The organism is Pseudomonas sp. BE134, from assembly GCF_031456105.1.
Lineage (GTDB): Bacteria > Pseudomonadota > Gammaproteobacteria > Pseudomonadales > Pseudomonadaceae > Aquipseudomonas.
Window position 1 is genome coordinate 1 of the sequence record NZ_JAVDUA010000020.1, and the last position, 16856, is coordinate 16856.

A 16856-nucleotide genomic window follows, 5' to 3' on the forward strand; every position below is an offset into this window, starting at 1 on the left:
GCTGACCTCAACTTCTCGAACCGCCCGGTGCGGACCCGCATGCCGGGTGGTGTGGCAGGGGCGCGGCCAGATGGCCGCCTCCTATGCCGATTTTTCAAACGCCAAAAAAGTACCCAAAAAGGCTCGCCCCGAGCGTCCGGCCCCTCGCTAAGGCTCGGCGTTCCTTCGCTCCGGTATCCATCCGGGGACACTGCCCTCCGGTCTGCTTCGCGACGACCTACATGCAGCGTGTTCGACTGCGTCGAACGGCGCTGCGCGCCACTCCCCGGATGAACACCTCCACTCAGCCTCCCGAAGGGGCGGGTGGATCAAGATCAAGAGCTGCAGGCGAGCTAACGCTCGGCCTGATGAGTGGTGAGGAGCAGTCGGTGTACGCCGGTTCATTGTGGGAGCTAGCCTGCTAGCGATGGCGGCCTGACAGCCGACCAATTTCTAGCAGGTGTACATCATTCCCTGTGGGAGCTAGCCTGCTAGCGATGGCGGCCTGACAGCCGACCAATTTCTAGCAGGTGTACATCATTCCCTGTGGGAGTGAGCCTGCTCGCGAAGGCGGGCTCACTGGCGGCGCTGTTTAATGGTCAGTAAAAATTTCAGAACGTTCCCACGAAGTTTTCAGGTTGCCCGTCAGACGTGGCATCTCTAGCCTTTTGTCTGTCGCCGACACATTCAGCGATCGGGCTTCGCGGTCCGTTTTCTCAGGCATAATCACCCCCCGCCTAACGACGACGCTTTTGGCTGTAAGTCGTTTCGTGTCATGGCGGCTGTGCGCGGGATACCTTCGGGTATGCCGAGTTGCCAGAGGATCGGTCCGCGAACCTGCGTACAGCTGCCACCCAAATTGCTTCGCGGTAATTTGTAAGTGGCTCCACTCTTCCTCTGGAGTACTACCATGTTCAAACCAACACCCAATCCCCCCGCCCGCAAACCCAGCACGATGTACATGATCGTCCCCGAAATGGATACGGAAAGCCTTTTGGCCCATTCCTGTGAGTCACTGGCTTCGGCGAGTGTCATCGCCAGCGATTTTGCGGCGCGCCTGTATGGGCCGGACCGGCATGCGGCGATGGCGATTCAGCAGTTGGTCATGTTGGCCGAACTGGCGGTGAATCGGGCGCTGGATAACGTTGATCCGGCATAACTGTCCGACCGGGTCATCGTTCTTCGTCGGAACGCCGCCCACCCCTTCAAGTCTAAACATACAAGCGAGCCTGCTCGCGAAGGCGGGCTCACTGGCGGCGCTGTTTAATGGTCAGCAAAAATTTCAGAACCTTCCCACGAAGTTTTCAGGTTGCCCGTCAGACGTGGCATCTCTAGCCTTTTGTCCGTCGCTGACCCATTCAGCGATCGGGCTTCGCGGCCCTATGAACTGAGGCATAATCGCCGCGCTTTACAGCAGCACTTTCGGGTGTCTGTCGTTTTGTGTCATGGCGGCTGTGCGTGGGATACCTTCGGGTATGCCGATTCTCAGTTCTCGGTCCGCGAACCCGCGTACAGCTGCCACCCTTACATTGCATCGCGGCAATTGGGGTGGCGCCTTATCAATGAACTGAGGTGTCACCATGTTCAAACCAACACCCAATCCCCCTGCCCGCAAACCCAGCACGATGTACATGATCGTCCCCGAAATGGATACGGAAAGCCTTTTGGCCCATTCCTGTGAGTCACTGGCTTCGGCGAGTGTGATGGCCAGCGATTTTGCGGCGCGCCTGCTTGGGCCTGATCGGCATACGGCGATGGCAATTCAGCAGCTGGTCATGCTGGCCGAGCTGGCGGTGAATCGGGAGCTGGATAACGTTGATCCGTCATAACTGTCAGACCGGGTCATCGTTCTTCGTCGGAACGCCGCCCGGACCGGCTCGCTTCCACCTTGGAATGCGTACCCCTGTGGGAGCGAGCCTGCTCGCGATGGCGTCCGTGGGGACGCCATAATCCCGAGGATATCCCCGATCCCCCCATCTCCCTGTAAACTGCGCCTCTTTACCCGACGCACAGGGAGCTCAAATGTCCGGTTCGATCCTTTATATACACGGTTTCAACAGCGCGCCTGCGTCGAAAAAGGCCACGCAGTTGATGCAAGTGATGGAGCGCCTGGGTTTGAGCGATCAATTGCGTGTGCCAGCCTTGCATCACCACCCGCGCGAGGCCATCGCTCAGCTGGAGCAGGCTATTGTCGAGCTGCAACGGCCACTGCTGGTCGGCAGCTCCCTCGGCGGCTACTATGCGACTCACTTGGCCGAGCGCCATGGCCTCAAGGCTTTGCTGATCAACCCGGCCGTCAGTCCACACCGGATGTTCGACGGGTTCGTGGGAACGCAGAAAAACCTGTATACCGATGAGACTTGGGAATTGACCCACGACCACGTGACGGCCCTGGCCGAGCTGGAAGTGCCGGCGCCCCAGGACCCGCAGCGGTATCAGGTGTGGTTGCAGACCGGTGATGAAACGCTGGACTATCGCCTCGCCCAGCAGTACTACCGGGCCTGTGCCTTGCGCATCCAGGCCGGCGGTGACCATAGTTTCCAGGGCTTTGCCGCGCAATTGCCGGCCATGCTGAGTTTTGCCGGTATCGGCGCAGATTTGTATCAGGCGATCGATTTCACAGCACTGTGAACCGTCGCCTCTATTTCACGAACATTTGACGACGAGACCCCATGGCCACTCCCAGCGCTAGCTCTTATAACGCAGACGCCATCGAAGTCCTCTCGGGCCTCGACCCGGTGCGTAAACGCCCCGGCATGTACACCGACACCAGTCGGCCGAACCACCTCGCCCAGGAAGTCATCGACAACAGCGTCGACGAAGCCTTGGCCGGGCATGCGACATCGGTGCAGGTTATCCTGCACGCCGACCACTCCCTGGAAGTCAGCGATGACGGCCGTGGCATGCCGGTGGACATTCACCCGGAAGAGGGTGTTTCCGGGGTCGAGCTGATCCTCACCAAGCTTCATGCCGGTGGCAAGTTTTCCAACAAAAATTACCAGTTCTCCGGCGGTTTGCACGGGGTGGGTATTTCGGTGGTCAACGCCTTGTCGACCGAAGTCCGGGTGCGCGTCAAGCGTGACGGCAACGAATACCAGATGACCTTTGCCGACGGTTTCAAGAAAACCGAGCTGGAAGTGATCGGCACGGTCGGTAAACGCAACACCGGCACCAGCGTGTTCTTCGCCCCGGACCCGAAGTACTTCGATTCACCGAAATTCTCCATCAGCCGCCTCAAGCACGTGCTCAAGGCCAAGGCTGTGCTGTGTCCGGGGCTGCTGGTCAGTTTTGAAGACAAGGCCACCGGTGAAAAAGTCGAATGGCATTACGAAGATGGCCTGCGCTCCTACCTGGTAGACGCTGTCAGCGAATTCGAGCGCCTGCCGGACGAGCCGTTCTGCGGCAGCCTGGCCGGTAATAAAGAAGCGGTCGACTGGGCACTCTTGTGGCTACCGGAAGGTGGCGACGCGGTGCAGGAAAGCTACGTCAACCTGATCCCGACGGCCCAGGGCGGTACTCACGTCAACGGTTTGCGTCAGGGCTTGCTCGATGCCATGCGCGAGTTCTGCGAATTCCGCAGCCTGTTGCCGCGCGGGGTAAAGCTGGCGCCGGAAGACGTTTGGGAACGCATTGCCTTCGTGCTGTCGATGAAGATGCAGGAGCCGCAATTCTCCGGTCAGACCAAAGAACGTCTGTCGTCCCGTGAAGCGGCGGCTTTTGTTTCCGGTGTGGTCAAGGATGCGTTCAGCCTGTGGCTCAACGCCCACCCGGAAACCGGCATGCTGCTGGCGGAGTTGGCGATCAACAACGCCGGCCGTCGCCTCAAGGCGAGCAAGAAGGTCGAGCGCAAGCGCATCACCGCAGGGCCGGCGCTGCCGGGCAAGCTCGCTGACTGCGCCGGGCAGGACCCGATGCGCTCCGAGCTGTTTCTGGTGGAAGGTGATTCCGCCGGTGGCTCCGCAAAGCAAGCACGGGACAAGGAGTTTCAAGCCATCCTGCCGTTGCGCGGCAAGATTCTGAACACGTGGGAAGTCGACGGCAGCGAAGTGCTGGCCAGCCAGGAAGTGCACAATATCGCCGTGGCCATCGGTGTCGATCCGGGCGCCGCAGACATGAGCCAGCTACGCTACGGCAAGATCTGCATCCTCGCCGACGCCGACTCCGACGGCCTGCACATCGCCACACTGTTGTGCGCGTTGTTCGTTCAGCATTTCCGCCCGTTGGTGGATGCCGGGCACGTCTATGTCGCCATGCCGCCGCTGTACCGCATCGACTTGGGCAAAGAGATTTACTACGCCCTCGACGAAGCCGAGCGCGACGGCATCCTGGATCGTCTGGTCGCCGAGAAAAAACGCGGCAAGCCGCAGGTCACCCGATTCAAAGGCCTGGGTGAAATGAACCCGCCGCAGCTGCGCGAAACCACTATGGATCCGAACACCCGGCGTCTGGTGCAGTTGACCCTGGACGATTTCGAAGCGACGTCGGAAATGATGGACATGCTGCTGGCGAAGAAACGCGCCGGCGACCGCAAATCCTGGCTGGAATCCAAGGGCAACCTGGCCGAGGTTCTTGGTTGATGCGGCGTGGCTTTGCCCTGGCGTGTGCGTTACTTCTGACCCCGGTTTTGGCATTTGCTGAAGCGGCACCCGAATTGCGCGTGGTCGCCGAGCATCCCGTTGACGGCATGCATGGCGGCAACCTGTCGGGACTTGCGCAATGCGGCGAGGACCTGTGGACGGTGTCCGATCGCGACGACGATCAGATCTATCGTCTCGATACCCGCGATACGGTCTGGCAGGCTGAAGCCGTGGGCATCGGTGTGCCTCCGGTGCCGGGCAGCGGTTTGCCCTGGGGGTTGCGCTCGCGCGCCTGGCTGGCGTCGTTCGTGCGTGGCGGTGATCTGGATTTCGAAGCCATTACCTGCGACAGCGCCGGCAATCGCTACATTGTCAGTGAAGCCCATGCGGCCGTCCTGCAAGTACCGCTGACAGGGCCGGCGACCTGGTTGAAAATCTCGCCGCTGCTGGTTCGCGAAGCGCGGGCCAGTGGCTTGCTGTTGCAATTCAATGCGCTGTTTGAAGGCTTGGCGATAAACCCGGCGGGAGATCAGATGTGGTTCGCTGCCGAACGTCAAAGCCGCGGATTGTTAACGATCAAGCGCAAACAGACCGTTTGGGACTGCGAGGATGGCTGTGTGCTGCTGAGCGAAGCGGGCATGGAAATGCAGCCGCCGAAATTTCCCAAGGCCAAACCGGCGCCCCGGGATTTTTCCGATGTGTCGTTGTTCAACGGCAAACTGTTCACCCTTGAGCGCAATGCGTACCAGATTTGTCGACGCGACACGCAGACGGCCAAAGTCGAGCGCTGCTGGTCGTATGCGGCCGAGCTTTTGCAGGAAAACCGTCGTTATCCACAGAACTACGGGCTGGAAGAAGCATTGCTCGTGGACGCTGACGGCGCGTGGATTGGTGTGGATAACAACAACGGTGCCCGGGTCGATGGTGAAAGTCGCCCGGTGGTGTATCGTTTTGCCGCGCCTGAAGGTGGCTGGAGCGCCAAGCCGTGAGCCAGCAAACGGCGGGCAAACGCGCCGGCCGGGTCATGCTGGTGTTGGCCTGGTGCGCTGCGCTGTTTTTGGCAACTCGGTTTTTCGGGCAATGGGAGGAGCGCCAGCAAAACCCCAATGTCGTCGTCACCTCGGAGCAGGGCGAAGGGTTTATCGAAGTGAAACTGGTCAGCAACCGCCAGGGGCATTTTGTCGCCAGCGGTGCCATCAATGGTCACCCGGTGGATTTCATGCTCGATACCGGAGCGACGGATGTGTCAATTCCGGCCAGTGTGGCCGAAGGATTGAAACTGGAACAAGGCATCGGGGTGACCCTGAGCACGGCCAATGGTCTGAGCGAGGGCTATCGAACCCGCATCGACCGGCTGCAACTGGGCGACATTGTGTTGCGTGATGTTCGCGCGCTGGTTGCCCCAGGCCTGGAAGGCAAACAGGTGCTGCTCGGCATGAGCGCACTGAACAAACTTGAATTTACCCAGCGCGGTGGCACCATGCTGCTGCGCCAGACAACGAACCGATGAGGCCCGCATGAGCGACTCCCTTGATCTCAGCCTGGACGGTGTAGAACGCCGGTCACTGGCTGACTTCACCGAAAATGCCTACCTCAACTATTCCATGTACGTGATCATGGACCGTGCCTTGCCGCATATCGGCGACGGCCTGAAGCCGGTACAGCGACGCATCATCTACGCGATGAGCGAGTTGGGGCTGGACGCCGACTCCAAGCACAAGAAATCGGCGCGTACCGTCGGTGACGTGCTCGGCAAGTTCCACCCGCACGGCGATTCGGCCTGCTACGAAGCCATGGTCCTGATGGCTCAGCCGTTCAGCTACAGATACACGCTGGTCGACGGTCAGGGTAACTGGGGTGCGCCGGATGATCCCAAGTCATTTGCCGCCATGCGTTACACCGAAGCGCGGCTGTCGCGTTATTCCGAAGTGCTGCTCAGCGAACTGGGCCAGGGCACCGCGGACTGGGGCCCGAACTTCGACGGCACCCTCGACGAACCGCTGGTATTACCGGCGCGCTTGCCGAACATCCTGCTCAATGGCACCACCGGCATCGCCGTGGGCATGGCCACCGACGTACCGCCACACAACTTGCGCGAAGTCGCGACGGCGTGCGTTCGATTGCTCGATGAACCCAAAGCCACGGTCGAACAGCTCTGTGAACACATCCAGGGCCCGGATTACCCGACCGAAGCGGAAATCATCACCCCGCGCGCCGACCTGCTGAAAATGTACGAAACCGGCAAGGGCTCGGTGCGCATGCGCGCCGTGTACCACATCGAAGACGGCGACATCATTGTCACCGCACTGCCGCACCAGGTGTCAGGTGCCAAGGTGCTGGAACAGATCGCAGCGATGATGCAGGCCAAGCCATCCAAGGCGCCGCAAATCGCTGACCTGCGCGATGAATCCGACCACGAAAACCCGTGCCGCATCGTGATCATCCCGGGTGCGCGCAAGAACTTTGACCACGATGCGCTGATGACGCACCTGTTCGCCAGCACCGAGCTGGAGTCGAGCTACCGGGTCAACATCAACATCATTGGCCTGGACGGCAAGCCGCAGCTGAAAAACCTGCGGGCGCTGCTGGTCGAGTGGCTGGAGTTCCGGGTGCAGACCGTGCGTCGGCGCCTGCAATTCCGCCTCGATAAGGTCGAACGTCGCCTGCACCTGTTGGACGGTTTGTTGATTGCCTACCTCAACCTGGATGAAGTGATTCACATCATCCGTACCGAGGAGCATCCAAAGGCTGCCCTGATCGCGCGTTTCGCCCTGAGCGAAATCCAGGCCGACTACATTCTCGACACCCGTTTGCGTCAATTGGCGCGGCTGGAAGAGATGAAGCTGCGTGCCGAGCAGGATGAGCTGCTCAAGGAACAAGCCAAGCTGCAAGCGTTGCTGGGCAGCGAAGCCAAGTTGAAAAAACTGGTCCGCACCGAATTGATCAAGGACGCCGAAACCTATGGCGACGACCGTCGTTCGCCAATTGTCGAGCGCGCCGAGGCCAAGGCCCTGACCGAGCACGATCTGCTGCCAAACGAGAAAGTGACGGTCGTTCTGTCGGAAAAAGGCTGGGTTCGCTCTGCCAAAGGGCACGAGATCGACGCCACCGGGCTTTCCTACAAGGCCGGGGACGGTTTCAAGGCCCTGGCGGCCGGTCGCTCCAACCAGTTTGCAGTCTTTATCGACTCCACTGGTCGCAGTTATTCGGTGGCAACGCACACGTTGCCATCGGCCCGTGGCCAGGGCGAGCCGTTGACCGGTCGTCTGACGCCACCGCCTGGCGCGAGTTTTGAATGCGTGCTGATGCCAGAAGACGATTCGCTGTATGTGATTGCGTCCGACGCCGGGTATGGTTTCGTGGTCAAAGGTGAAGATTTGCAGGCCAAGAACAAGGCTGGCAAGGCGCTGCTGAGCTTGCCGAGCAACTCGAAAGTCATTCTTCCGCGCCCGGTGGCTGATCGCGAGAGCAACTGGCTGGCCTCGGTCACGACCGAAGGTCGCCTGCTGATCTTCAAAATCAGCGACCTGCCACAATTAGGTAAGGGCAAAGGCAACAAGATCATCGGTATCACCGGTGAACGTGTGGCCAACCGCGAAGAATATGTCACGGACATCGCCGTACTGCCGGAGGGTGCCACCTTGGTGTTGCAGGCCGGTAAACGTACCTTGTCACTGAAAGCCGACGACCTCGAGCACTACAAAGGTGAGCGTGGACGTCGTGGTAACAAATTGCCACGTGGCTTTCAGCGGGTGGATGCGCTGCTCGTCGAAAACCTCAATTAAGCGTCCCAGGGGGCGTTTTCGACGGTTTCCCTCCTGCGGGGAACACAGTCGCTAATGCCCTCAAGAGCGTTCGATCTGCGATTTAACGCGTAGATCAATGCTTTGGCGCTGGAGTCGGAACGCATATTCACGGATGATAGGGCCTTTCAAGCGCCGGCGTGGCCGAGCGTTCTTCATATGTTTTGAGTATTTTCACTGTGGTTAGCCTTGTGGCAGCCACCTGGATGGGACGATGACTGCTCTGCGCCTTCCTTTTATTTTGATGCTCGCCAGCGTTTTAGGCCTGGCGGGTTGCAGCGTTCATCAACCGGTGTCGCTGTATCAGCTGGACAGCGGAAATCCGGTTCCACCCGCACAAAGCGGGGGTATGGCGGTATTGTTGGGCCCGGTAACGGTTGCCGATTACCTGCAACGCGAAACCCTGTTGCAGCGTCAGCCCGATGGAAGTCTGCAAGCTGCCACGGATGGTCGTTGGGCGGGCAGCCTGTCATCCGACATTGATCAGCTGTTGCTGCGTCAGGTAGCGGGTCGTCTGGACAGCCAGCGCGTGGTGCTGGCGCCTGCCACAGCGGGCTTTACCCCGGATGTTCAGGTTCTGCTGACGATTACCCGGCTGGACTCGGGTGTGTCGCAACCGGCAATCCTTGATGCGCAATGGCGATTGATCGACCGTCGCGGAAAAGTTCGCGATAACCGCATCATTCACCTGCAAGAAGATCACGCAGGCGGCACAGCGGCGCAGGTTCAGGCGCAAGGGGTGTTGTTGCAGCGTCTGGCGGAGCAGTTGTCGGTGGCGCTCAAGCCATTGGCCAACCAGCCAGCGATTGCCGATGCACCGCGTAAATCGACGCCCAAACCTGTCGCTCCGGCAGCTGAGCAAGAGAAACAGCCGAAGATCCCGATGGCTTCGCCGATCCGGACCGATATGGAAGTGTTCAGGTTCTAAATCAGGAATGATTCAACACGAAGCCTGCAGTGATGCGGGCTTTGTTGTTTCTGCGGGGGCTTGTAGCAGCTGTCGAGCCTGCGAGGCTGCGTTCGAGGAGGAAGTCCTCGCAAGTCCTATAAGTGCGGTCTGTCTGAATGCACCCATTGCCCTTTACGACTGCTGCGCAGTCGAACGCAGCCTCGCAGGCTCGGCAGCTGCTACATAGAACCAACAAAAAACCCGCAGATGATCCCTCATCTGCGGGTTTCTTTTATATCGGGGCTAGTGCTTACGCCCGACGCTCATGCATCCGCGCCAATTGCCGTTCCAGCATCGATGGATAAGGCTCCATCAACCGCTCCACGCAGCAAGCACCCTCAGGGCTCGCAATCGGGCGAATCCGCGCACGCTGACGAATCAGCACGTCGTCACCGATCTTGCGCTCCACCAGCAGCAGATTGCGGCTGTGTTGAGACAGGGCCAGTGCGTCCTGAGCGGGTTCGGTCAGCAACAAGTCGATCTGGGTCATACCGTACAACTCCTCACCCAGCGTCAGACCCAACTGCAATTGCAGGGTGATGCCGCTGTCTGCGACTTCGATCTGCAACTGATGGCCCAGGGCTCGCAACAACTCACCGCAGCAGATGGCGTTGGTCAGGTAGTCGTCGCCGCTGTCTTCGGTGTGGAACAGCATCAGTGTGCTGCCATCGTTCAGGGTATGCAGTTCGCTCTGGTAGAGCGAAGCGGCCTGATCGAGGCAGTCGCGATAGCGTTTCAGCAATTCTTCGAGGCGGGTGCGGGGCAGGCGACGCAGTTGGTCCTGAGCGCCCAGTTGCACGGCCAGGACGGCGCTGTGTTGTGGCGCGTTCGAAATCACCGGTTTTGCGGCGGGTTTCAGGGCGACGGCGATCGACTCGTCGCGCAGATCGGCAAAAGCGTCATCGTCATCATCATCTTCAACAGTGCTGACAATCTGTCGTGGCGCGGGTTTCAGGCTGGCGACCGGTTTGGTTTCATCGAAACTCGGGTCACGCAAGTTGCGTACTTCGAAGGTCGGCTCGTTGTCGTTCGCGTCTTCATCGCTGTCGTCGTATTCAGGCTCCGGTACTGGTTCCGGCTCGGCAGGCTCCGGTGCGAAATTGGCGTGCAACTGACGGGCAAGGTCGCCGATCTCGTCCTGACGGTCGGTGGCCGGAGTGTATTCGTCGATATTGCGCAGCCATACGCGCAATTGCAGCAGCGGCGTAGAGATGTGCCGACCCAGGCGCAGGCTCAGGGCCAGGGACAATGCCAACAGGATCGCACTCAAAATGCCCATGCTTTGCAGGCTGATGGTCATGGGTTGCTGGAATTGATCCATGTCCAGGCTGATGCGCAGTTGCCCTGCGGTCACGTCCTGGAACGTGATCTTGCTCTGGTACATGCCCTCGGCTTCGCCCAGCAGGCTGTGCTTGGGACGCTGACCGGCCTCGGCGAGGATGCGGTTATCCACGCTATAGATGGCGGCGTGGGCCACCAGCTTGTTTTTGGTCAGGTTGTTGAGCAGCACGTTGAGGCTGAGGATGTCGTTGGACACCAACAGCTCCGTAGCGGAGGTGGCGGTCTGCGTGGTCAGGCTTTCACCCAGCGCATCTGCCTGCTCGTGCATGGCCTGCTTGAACTGCAAACCCATGACACCGGCGTAGATCACCAGGGCCAGAGCGACCAGGATCACGTTATGGCTGGCGATGCGCAATGCAATCGGTACACGGCGGTGGCGCAGTGCCCGGAAGATCAGCAGAAAGAAGTTATCGGTTTTTACTGGCGTGGGCCGGTTCACTTGCGCTCGGCTCTTTGTCCGTGAAGTTGACGCGCAGTATAGCGACAGGCCATAGGCCGGCAAAGCGCTCACGGTGCCCGATGGTCACTGAAAGTGGGTAGAATGCGGTTTTTTTCCACTTGCGGGGGTGCGCCTTGCGCGAAATCGTCCTGATAAACATCACGGGAGTCGACCGTCCGGGTCTGACTGCGGCCATAACCGGCGTTCTGGCCCAGGGTGGTGTGAACATTCTCGACATCGGTCAGGCGGTGATCCACGACACCCTGTCGTTCGGCATCCTGGTTGAAATTCCGGATACCGAGCAAGGCAAGTCGGTGCTCAAAGACATCCTGTTCAAGGGTTACGAGCTCGATCAACAGGTCCGTTTCACGCCGGTATCCGAAGAGGACTATCAGCAGTGGGTCGGCAACCAGGGCAAGAAACGCCACATCGTGACGCTATTGACCCGCAAAGTGACTGCCGGGCAATTGCAGGCCGTGAGCTCGATTACCGCCAAATATGGCCTGAACATCGATCACATCGATCGGTTGTCAGGGCGCATGCCGCTCGACACCCCGGCTGACAAGGGCAAGGGTTGCATCGAGTTTTCCGTGCGTGGCGAAGCGGCTGATCCGCAGGCGCTGCGGGCCGAATTCCTCAGCGTTGCGCAGGAACTGAACGTCGACATCGCCTTTCAGGAAGACTCGTTGTTCCGTCGCAACCGTCGCCTGGCGGTGTTCGACATGGACTCGACCCTGATCGAAGCAGAAGTGATCGACGAACTGGCCAAGGCCGCGGGTGTCGGCGATCAAGTGTCGGAAATCACCGAGCGAGCGATGGCCGGTGAGCTGGATTTCCGTGCGAGCTTCAAAGAGCGTCTGGCGTTGTTGCAAGGTCTGGACGTCAGCGTGCTGGATTCGATCGGTGCTTCCCTGCGCCTGACCGAAGGTGCCGAGACCCTGTTCGCCGAACTCAAGCGTCTGGGCTACAAGACCGCCATTCTGTCCGGTGGTTTTACCTACTTCGCCAAGCAATTGCAGACCAAGCTGGGCATTGACTACGTATTTGCCAACGAACTGGAAGTGGTCGACGGGAAAGTCACGGGGGTTGCGGTCGAGCCGATTGTCGATGCGCAGCGCAAGGCTGACTTGCTGCGTGAGCTGGCCCATAAGGAAGGATTGCGACTGGAGCAGACCATTGCAGTCGGCGACGGCGCCAATGACCTGCCGATGCTGGCGATTGCGGGATTGGGTGTGGCGTTCCGGGCCAAGCCGCTGGTGAAGCAATCGGCGAAACAGGCGATTTCCACCCTTGGGCTGGATGGTGTGCTGTACCTGCTGGGCTTCCGCGATCGCGACGGACAGCTCTAGACGCCGCAAAAATAAATGTGGGAGCGGGCTTGCCCGCGAAGAGGCCGGAACATCCAACATCTATGTTGTCTGTGCCGACGCTTTCGCGGGCAAGCCAGATCCCGCAGGGATGCAGTTTGGCCTTTAGGCTTTTGGCAGGCCCATTCCCTGGCCCATCTGCACCGGCGAACCCGCCGCCAGCTCTTCAGACCACTGCACTTGATCTGGCCCGAATAGCACGACAGCAGTCGAACCCAGTTTGAAGCGACCCAGTTCCGCACCTTTTTCCAGATGGATCGGCGCGCGGGCGGCTTCATCGTAACGGAAGGTTTTCAGCTCGCGTTTCGGTGGCGTGACCAGCCCGGCCCAGACGGTTTCGATCGACGCAACGATCATCGCGCCCACCAGCACCACGGCCATCGGCCCGCGCTCGGTGTCGAAAATGCACGCCACGCGCTCGTTACGGGCGAACAGCTCGGGAACGTTTTCGGCGGTGGTCTGGTTGACCGAGAAGATTCGGCCCGGGATGTAGACCATCTCACGCAGAGTGCCGGCCAGCGGCATGTGCACGCGGTGGTAGTCCTTCGGCGACAGGTAAATGGTGGCGAAATCACCGCCCATGAACGGCGCGGCATTCGCAGCATCACCGCCCAACAATTCCAGCACGCTGAAGCTGTGGCCCTTGGCCTGGAACACGCGACCGTGTTCGATCGGGCCGAGCTGGCTGACCGCGCCATCGGCCGGGCTGAGAATGGCACCCGGGGTTTCATCGAGCGGGCGAGCGCCGTCTTTCAGGGCGCGGGTGAAGAACGCATTGAAGTGCTCGTAAGCGGTCAGGTCTTCGACCAGGGCCTGGGACATGTCCACCTGATAACGCTTGGCGAACCAGGCGGTAAAGGCGTTTTTGAACCAGCGTACGCGGCATTCGGCAATGCAGCCGGCCAGTCGCGAGAGCAAGTGATGGGGCAGCAGGTATTGGCTGAGGATAAACAGACGCTTATTCATTAACTGTCCTTAAAACCTTAAATCTCTACGGGGGTGTCGGGGTGGTTGCCCCATTCGCCCCAGGAACCGGCATAGCCTTTGACCCGCGGATAACCGAGGGATTTGGCCACCAGATAGGTGAAGCCAGAACGGTGATGAGTCTGGCAGTGGGTAATCACTTCTTTGTCTTTACTGATGCCGAGCTGTTCGAGGATCTGCGGCATGTCCGTGCGGATGCGCAAGTTGCGCGCCTTATCCATGCCCGCGGTCCATTCGAAATTGACGGCACCGGGAATGTGCCCGGCCTTGGCCGCCAGCACTTTCTCGCCGGAGTACTCCAGCGGCCCGCGCGCGTCCCAGATCGCCAGGTCGGCGGCACCTAAACGGCTTTGCAGGTACTCGCGGGTGGCGGTGGGTTCGTCGTGCAGGGTCAATGCCACCGGGCCGCCAACGGGTGCCGGAATCTGGATCGACATGGGCATGCCTTCTGCCAGCCAGGCCGGCAGGCCGCCATCAACGTAGTGGTACTTTTTGTGACCGATAACGTCCAGCAGCCAGATAAAACGCCCGGCCCAGCCGCCGCCTTCATCGTCATACACCACATACACTGCATCGCGATGGTGGCCCAGCTCTCCGAACAACGCTTCGAGCGCCGCTTTCGGTGGCATCAGCCCCGGCGCTGGCGCCTGCCCGAGTTGCGTGCGTTTCGGATCGACAAAACGCGCGCCGGGAAGGTGCCCTTCGGCATAACGGGCACTGCTGGTCAGGTCCACCAGAATCAGGTCGCGGGACTCAAGACGAGGGAGCAAGTCGCTCGGCTCGATCACCAGCGGCAAGCCAGAGAAGTCAGACATGTGAGGTCTCCAGAGCACAAAAGGGAGGATTGTAACGCAGCGTCATTGGCCGCGGTGGCTAAAGGTGTGTAGGGCTTTCTCGATGCACTGCGCGGTTTTGCCGAAGGCTTGCACGGTGATTTCCGAGAGCGGTCCGCCACCCTGATCTGCCACCACCACCATGATCACCCGACCATTATTGATCAGCGAGCGCAGCAACAGGTGTTCGCCACGGAATTGTGCGCGCAGGCTGGCAGGCAACAAGGCTGAGAATTGGGCGGTGTTGGCCGGTGTCAGGCGCACCTGAGCCTGTTGCGAGAGCAATCGTTGCAGGACGTTGCTTTGGTTCACCACGAAATTCAACCCGGCCGTTTCTTTTGGCAATCCGGCAACCTGATGTACCCGCAGATTGGCGTGTGTGCGGTCAGCCATCAAGATCATCACCCGGCGCATGCCGCACGCGACCAGGGCGTCCCGGGCGGAGGTGGTCAAGTGCATGGCGTTGGTGAAGGGGCTTGGCTCCAGCAGTAACTCGGCGCACTGGCTGCGCCACTTCGCCAGGTCTTCGGTGGTCGGCGCCGGTGCCGGTAGCAGCCCGGCGTGGATACGGTTCATGCCCGGCGGCCAGAGCAGCGATACGGCCGGGTGCCACAGGTCCGGCATGGTATGTAGCCGGGCGCTGTTGGCGGCCTGTTGGTGCAATTGCTGCTGCACGTCGGCCATGGGGATTTGCAGGTAAAGACTGGTCAGGTATTGCCAGCGCGCGCTGTGAGGACTGTCCCACGCCTGTTGCGCCGACAGCGCCAGGCCGTTGGCCAACAGCACGGTATTGGCCGGCTGATTGAGCCAGCGACGCAGGGTCGGATCGTCATCGAGGCGGTTTTGCTGGCGCAAGGGATGATCGCTGTCGCGGGCAATGCGCAAGACCTTGACCAGTTCGCGCTGCTCGGTCAGCAGCAGGCGATATCCCTGTTCCACCCAAATCGGCAGGCGCCAGAGGCTCACCAGGGTCTGGCATATGTCCAGCAGACGCACGCCGAACAATTGCTTTTCGACCTTGCGTGCCGATTCGCCTTTATGGAAGACCCGCAGCTCCCACTCTTCAAGCAATTGCGGATGGGTCAGCGCCATGGGCCATAGCGGCGAGAGAAACAGCAGGCTGCCCCAGTGAATGTCCTGCCACAGTCGCGCGAGGCGACTGGCAAAAAAACCGTTGGCCTGTTGCGTCGCATGCTGGCTGATCATCTGCAACTGGCGCAAGGCAATCGGGATCTGTGCCAGGGGCTCAGCGGGCAGGCGGGCGAGCAGTTCTTCGGTGCGTTTCAAACCGAGGCGATTGATCGCCACTTCAAGGTTTTCCGCGGGCTCGGTCATGCTGCCGTGGGTGTGACGGTTGGCTTCACGAATGATGCTCAAGGCCAGGGCAGGGCTGTCTTGCATGAGCTCTGCGATATCCCGAAGCGAACTGCGGTTATCGGCGATGGCCTTGCTGACACGGTCATGGGCATCTTGCGGAACTGGCAGGCGCACGCCATCGAGAAGCTTGACCCAGCCTTCAAGTGTGGTCGGTTTTTGAGTCGCAATGTTCGTTGGGTTAGCCATGGTTGGACGCAATCATCGTCTGCATTACCTATGCCCGGAGTAGGCTAAATTAGCTTTTCGCTTGAACGGCCTATAGTCTGGCGCAGTTTTGCCGATAAGGAGAAGAAGAGATTTTTCAACTTCCGAATATGACCTTGAACCCGACTCAGTAAGTGCTCTCCTACCTATGGCTAAAATTCTCGGCATCATCGTCGTATTCGCAAGCGTGCTTGGCGGATACGTGCTCTCACACGGCAAGATTGCCGCCCTTATTCAGCCTTTCGAGGTGATGATTATCGGTGGTGCGGCCCTGGGCGCATTCCTGCAGGCCAACCCAGGCCATATGGTCAAACTCACGCTGAAGAAAGCCTTCGGGATGTTCAGCTCGCGTTTCAACCACACCTTCTACCTTGAAGTGCTGGGGCTGATTTACGAGATTCTCAACAAAAGCCGCCGCGAAGGCATGATGGCCATCGAAGGCGACATCGAAGATGCCGCGGCGAGTCCGATCTTCGCCAAGTACCCGGCGGTGCTCAAAGATGACCGCATGACCGCGTACATCTGCGATTACCTGCGCATCATGTCATCCGGCAACATGGCGCCCCATGAGCTCGAAGGCCTGTTCGACATGGAGCTGACCAGCCTCAAGGAAGACCTGGATCACCCCTCTCACGCGGTGAACGGCATCGCTGACGCCATGCCGGGTTTCGGTATCGTCGCGGCGGTACTGGGTATCGTGGTGACCATGGCGTCCCTGGGTGAAAGCGATCAGAAAATGATCGGCGTGCACGTCGGTGCGGCACTGGTCGGTACCTTCTTCGGTATTCTCGCCGCCTACGGTTTCTTCGGCCCGCTGGCCCATGCACTGGCCCACGACGCCAAGGAAGAGCTGAACGTTTACGAAGCCATCAAGGCGTCGCTGGTTGCCTCGGCCTCCGGCATGCCGCCATCGCTGGCCGTAGAGTTCGGACGCAAAGTGCTGTACCCGGCGCACCGTCCTAGCTTCGCTGAGCTGGAACAAGCGGTTCGCGGTCGCTAAGTC

At 59.9% G+C, this 16856-nt stretch carries 12 protein-coding genes and 2 pseudogenes; 10 read left to right on the forward strand and 4 right to left on the reverse strand.

Features of this window, described 5'->3' with window-relative positions; genetic code table 11:
• Positions 1 to 907 precede the first annotated feature (907 nt).
• From J2Y56_RS17300 to J2Y56_RS17335, 8 genes and pseudogenes are all read left to right on the forward strand, one after another.
• A pseudogene (locus tag J2Y56_RS17300) lies at positions 908 to 1138 on the forward strand (DUF6124 family protein); the annotation flags it as partial.
• Positions 1139 to 1586: 448 nt separating this feature from the next.
• Positions 1587 to 1808, forward strand: a pseudogene (locus J2Y56_RS17305) (DUF6124 family protein); the annotation flags it as partial.
• 193 nt (positions 1809 to 2001) lie between these two features.
• On the forward strand, positions 2002 to 2610 hold the full coding sequence (locus J2Y56_RS17310; protein WP_007945621.1) for a YqiA/YcfP family alpha/beta fold hydrolase: 609 nt from the start codon (positions 2002 to 2004) through the stop codon (positions 2608 to 2610).
• Between the two features lie 41 nt (positions 2611 to 2651).
• On the forward strand, positions 2652 to 4556 hold the full coding sequence (parE, locus tag J2Y56_RS17315) for a DNA topoisomerase IV subunit B (protein ID WP_007945620.1): 1905 nt from the start codon (positions 2652 to 2654) through the stop codon (positions 4554 to 4556).
• The gene (locus J2Y56_RS17320) at positions 4556 to 5545 is read left to right on the forward strand and encodes an esterase-like activity of phytase family protein (protein ID WP_310351566.1); all 990 of its coding nucleotides are present in this window, start codon (positions 4556 to 4558) and stop codon (positions 5543 to 5545) included. The genes parE and J2Y56_RS17320 overlap by 1 nt, the downstream gene beginning before the upstream one ends.
• Positions 5542 to 6066: a TIGR02281 family clan AA aspartic protease gene (locus J2Y56_RS17325; RefSeq protein ID WP_007945618.1), complete on the forward strand. Its 525-nt coding sequence runs from the start codon at positions 5542 to 5544 to the stop codon at positions 6064 to 6066. Before J2Y56_RS17320 ends, J2Y56_RS17325 begins: the two co-directional genes overlap by 4 nt.
• A gap of 7 nt (positions 6067 to 6073) precedes the next feature.
• A complete protein-coding gene (gene parC / locus J2Y56_RS17330) occupies positions 6074 to 8341 on the forward strand; it encodes a DNA topoisomerase IV subunit A (RefSeq protein ID WP_310351569.1) in 2268 nt (755 codons plus the stop codon).
• 232 nt (positions 8342 to 8573) lie between these two features.
• A complete protein-coding gene (locus J2Y56_RS17335) occupies positions 8574 to 9287 on the forward strand; it encodes a membrane integrity-associated transporter subunit PqiC (protein WP_007945616.1) in 714 nt (237 codons plus the stop codon).
• Positions 9288 to 9558: 271 nt separating this feature from the next.
• Here J2Y56_RS17335 and J2Y56_RS17340 read toward each other — a convergent pair whose 3' ends face one another.
• On the reverse strand, positions 9559 to 11088 hold the full coding sequence (locus J2Y56_RS17340; RefSeq protein WP_310351572.1) for an AhpA/YtjB family protein: 1530 nt from the start codon (positions 11086 to 11088) through the stop codon (positions 9559 to 9561).
• 134 nt (positions 11089 to 11222) lie between these two features.
• On the opposite strand from J2Y56_RS17340, the gene serB reads away from it, so the two are divergent.
• Positions 11223 to 12437: a phosphoserine phosphatase SerB gene (gene serB, locus J2Y56_RS17345; RefSeq protein ID WP_310351573.1), complete on the forward strand. Its 1215-nt coding sequence runs from the start codon at positions 11223 to 11225 to the stop codon at positions 12435 to 12437.
• Between the two features lie 123 nt (positions 12438 to 12560).
• On the opposite strand, the gene asd is transcribed toward serB, so the two are convergent.
• Genes asd through J2Y56_RS17360 form a run of 3 tightly spaced genes read right to left on the reverse strand, consistent with a single transcriptional unit; the run spans position 12561 to position 15835 of the window.
• On the reverse strand, positions 12561 to 13421 hold the full coding sequence (gene asd / locus J2Y56_RS17350; protein ID WP_007945612.1) for an archaetidylserine decarboxylase: 861 nt from the start codon (positions 13419 to 13421) through the stop codon (positions 12561 to 12563).
• Positions 13422 to 13438: 17 nt separating this feature from the next.
• Entirely contained in the window at positions 13439 to 14254 is an 816-nt protein-coding gene (locus J2Y56_RS17355) for a rhodanese-like domain-containing protein (RefSeq protein WP_007945611.1), read from the reverse strand.
• Positions 14255 to 14296: 42 nt separating this feature from the next.
• A complete protein-coding gene (locus J2Y56_RS17360; protein WP_310351576.1) occupies positions 14297 to 15835 on the reverse strand; it encodes an HDOD domain-containing protein in 1539 nt (512 codons plus the stop codon).
• A gap of 166 nt (positions 15836 to 16001) precedes the next feature.
• On the opposite strand from J2Y56_RS17360, the gene motA reads away from it, so the two are divergent.
• Positions 16002 to 16853 (forward strand): flagellar motor stator protein MotA, encoded by an 852-nt coding sequence (motA, locus tag J2Y56_RS17365; RefSeq protein WP_007945609.1) that lies wholly within the window; start codon positions 16002 to 16004, stop codon positions 16851 to 16853.
• Positions 16854 to 16856 lie beyond the last annotated feature (3 nt).

Bases quoted from the DNA above. Each gene is read 5' to 3' on its own strand.
- J2Y56_RS17310 (WP_007945621.1), top strand. From the start codon at position 2,002: ATGTCCGGTTCGATCCTTTATATACACGGTTTCAACAGCGCGCCTGCG.
- parE (WP_007945620.1), top strand. From the start codon at position 2,652: ATGGCCACTCCCAGCGCTAGCTCTTATAACGCAGACGCCATCGAAGTC.
- J2Y56_RS17320 (WP_310351566.1), top strand. From the start codon at position 4,556: ATGCGGCGTGGCTTTGCCCTGGCGTGTGCGTTACTTCTGACCCCGGTT.
- parC (WP_310351569.1), top strand. From the start codon at position 6,074: ATGAGCGACTCCCTTGATCTCAGCCTGGACGGTGTAGAACGCCGGTCA.
- J2Y56_RS17335 (WP_007945616.1), top strand. From the start codon at position 8,574: ATGACTGCTCTGCGCCTTCCTTTTATTTTGATGCTCGCCAGCGTTTTA.
- asd (WP_007945612.1), bottom strand. From the start codon at position 13,421: ATGAATAAGCGTCTGTTTATCCTCAGCCAATACCTGCTGCCCCATCAC.
- J2Y56_RS17355 (WP_007945611.1), bottom strand. From the start codon at position 14,254: ATGTCTGACTTCTCTGGCTTGCCGCTGGTGATCGAGCCGAGCGACTTG.
- J2Y56_RS17360 (WP_310351576.1), bottom strand. From the start codon at position 15,835: ATGGCTAACCCAACGAACATTGCGACTCAAAAACCGACCACACTTGAA.
- motA (WP_007945609.1), top strand. From the start codon at position 16,002: ATGGCTAAAATTCTCGGCATCATCGTCGTATTCGCAAGCGTGCTTGGC.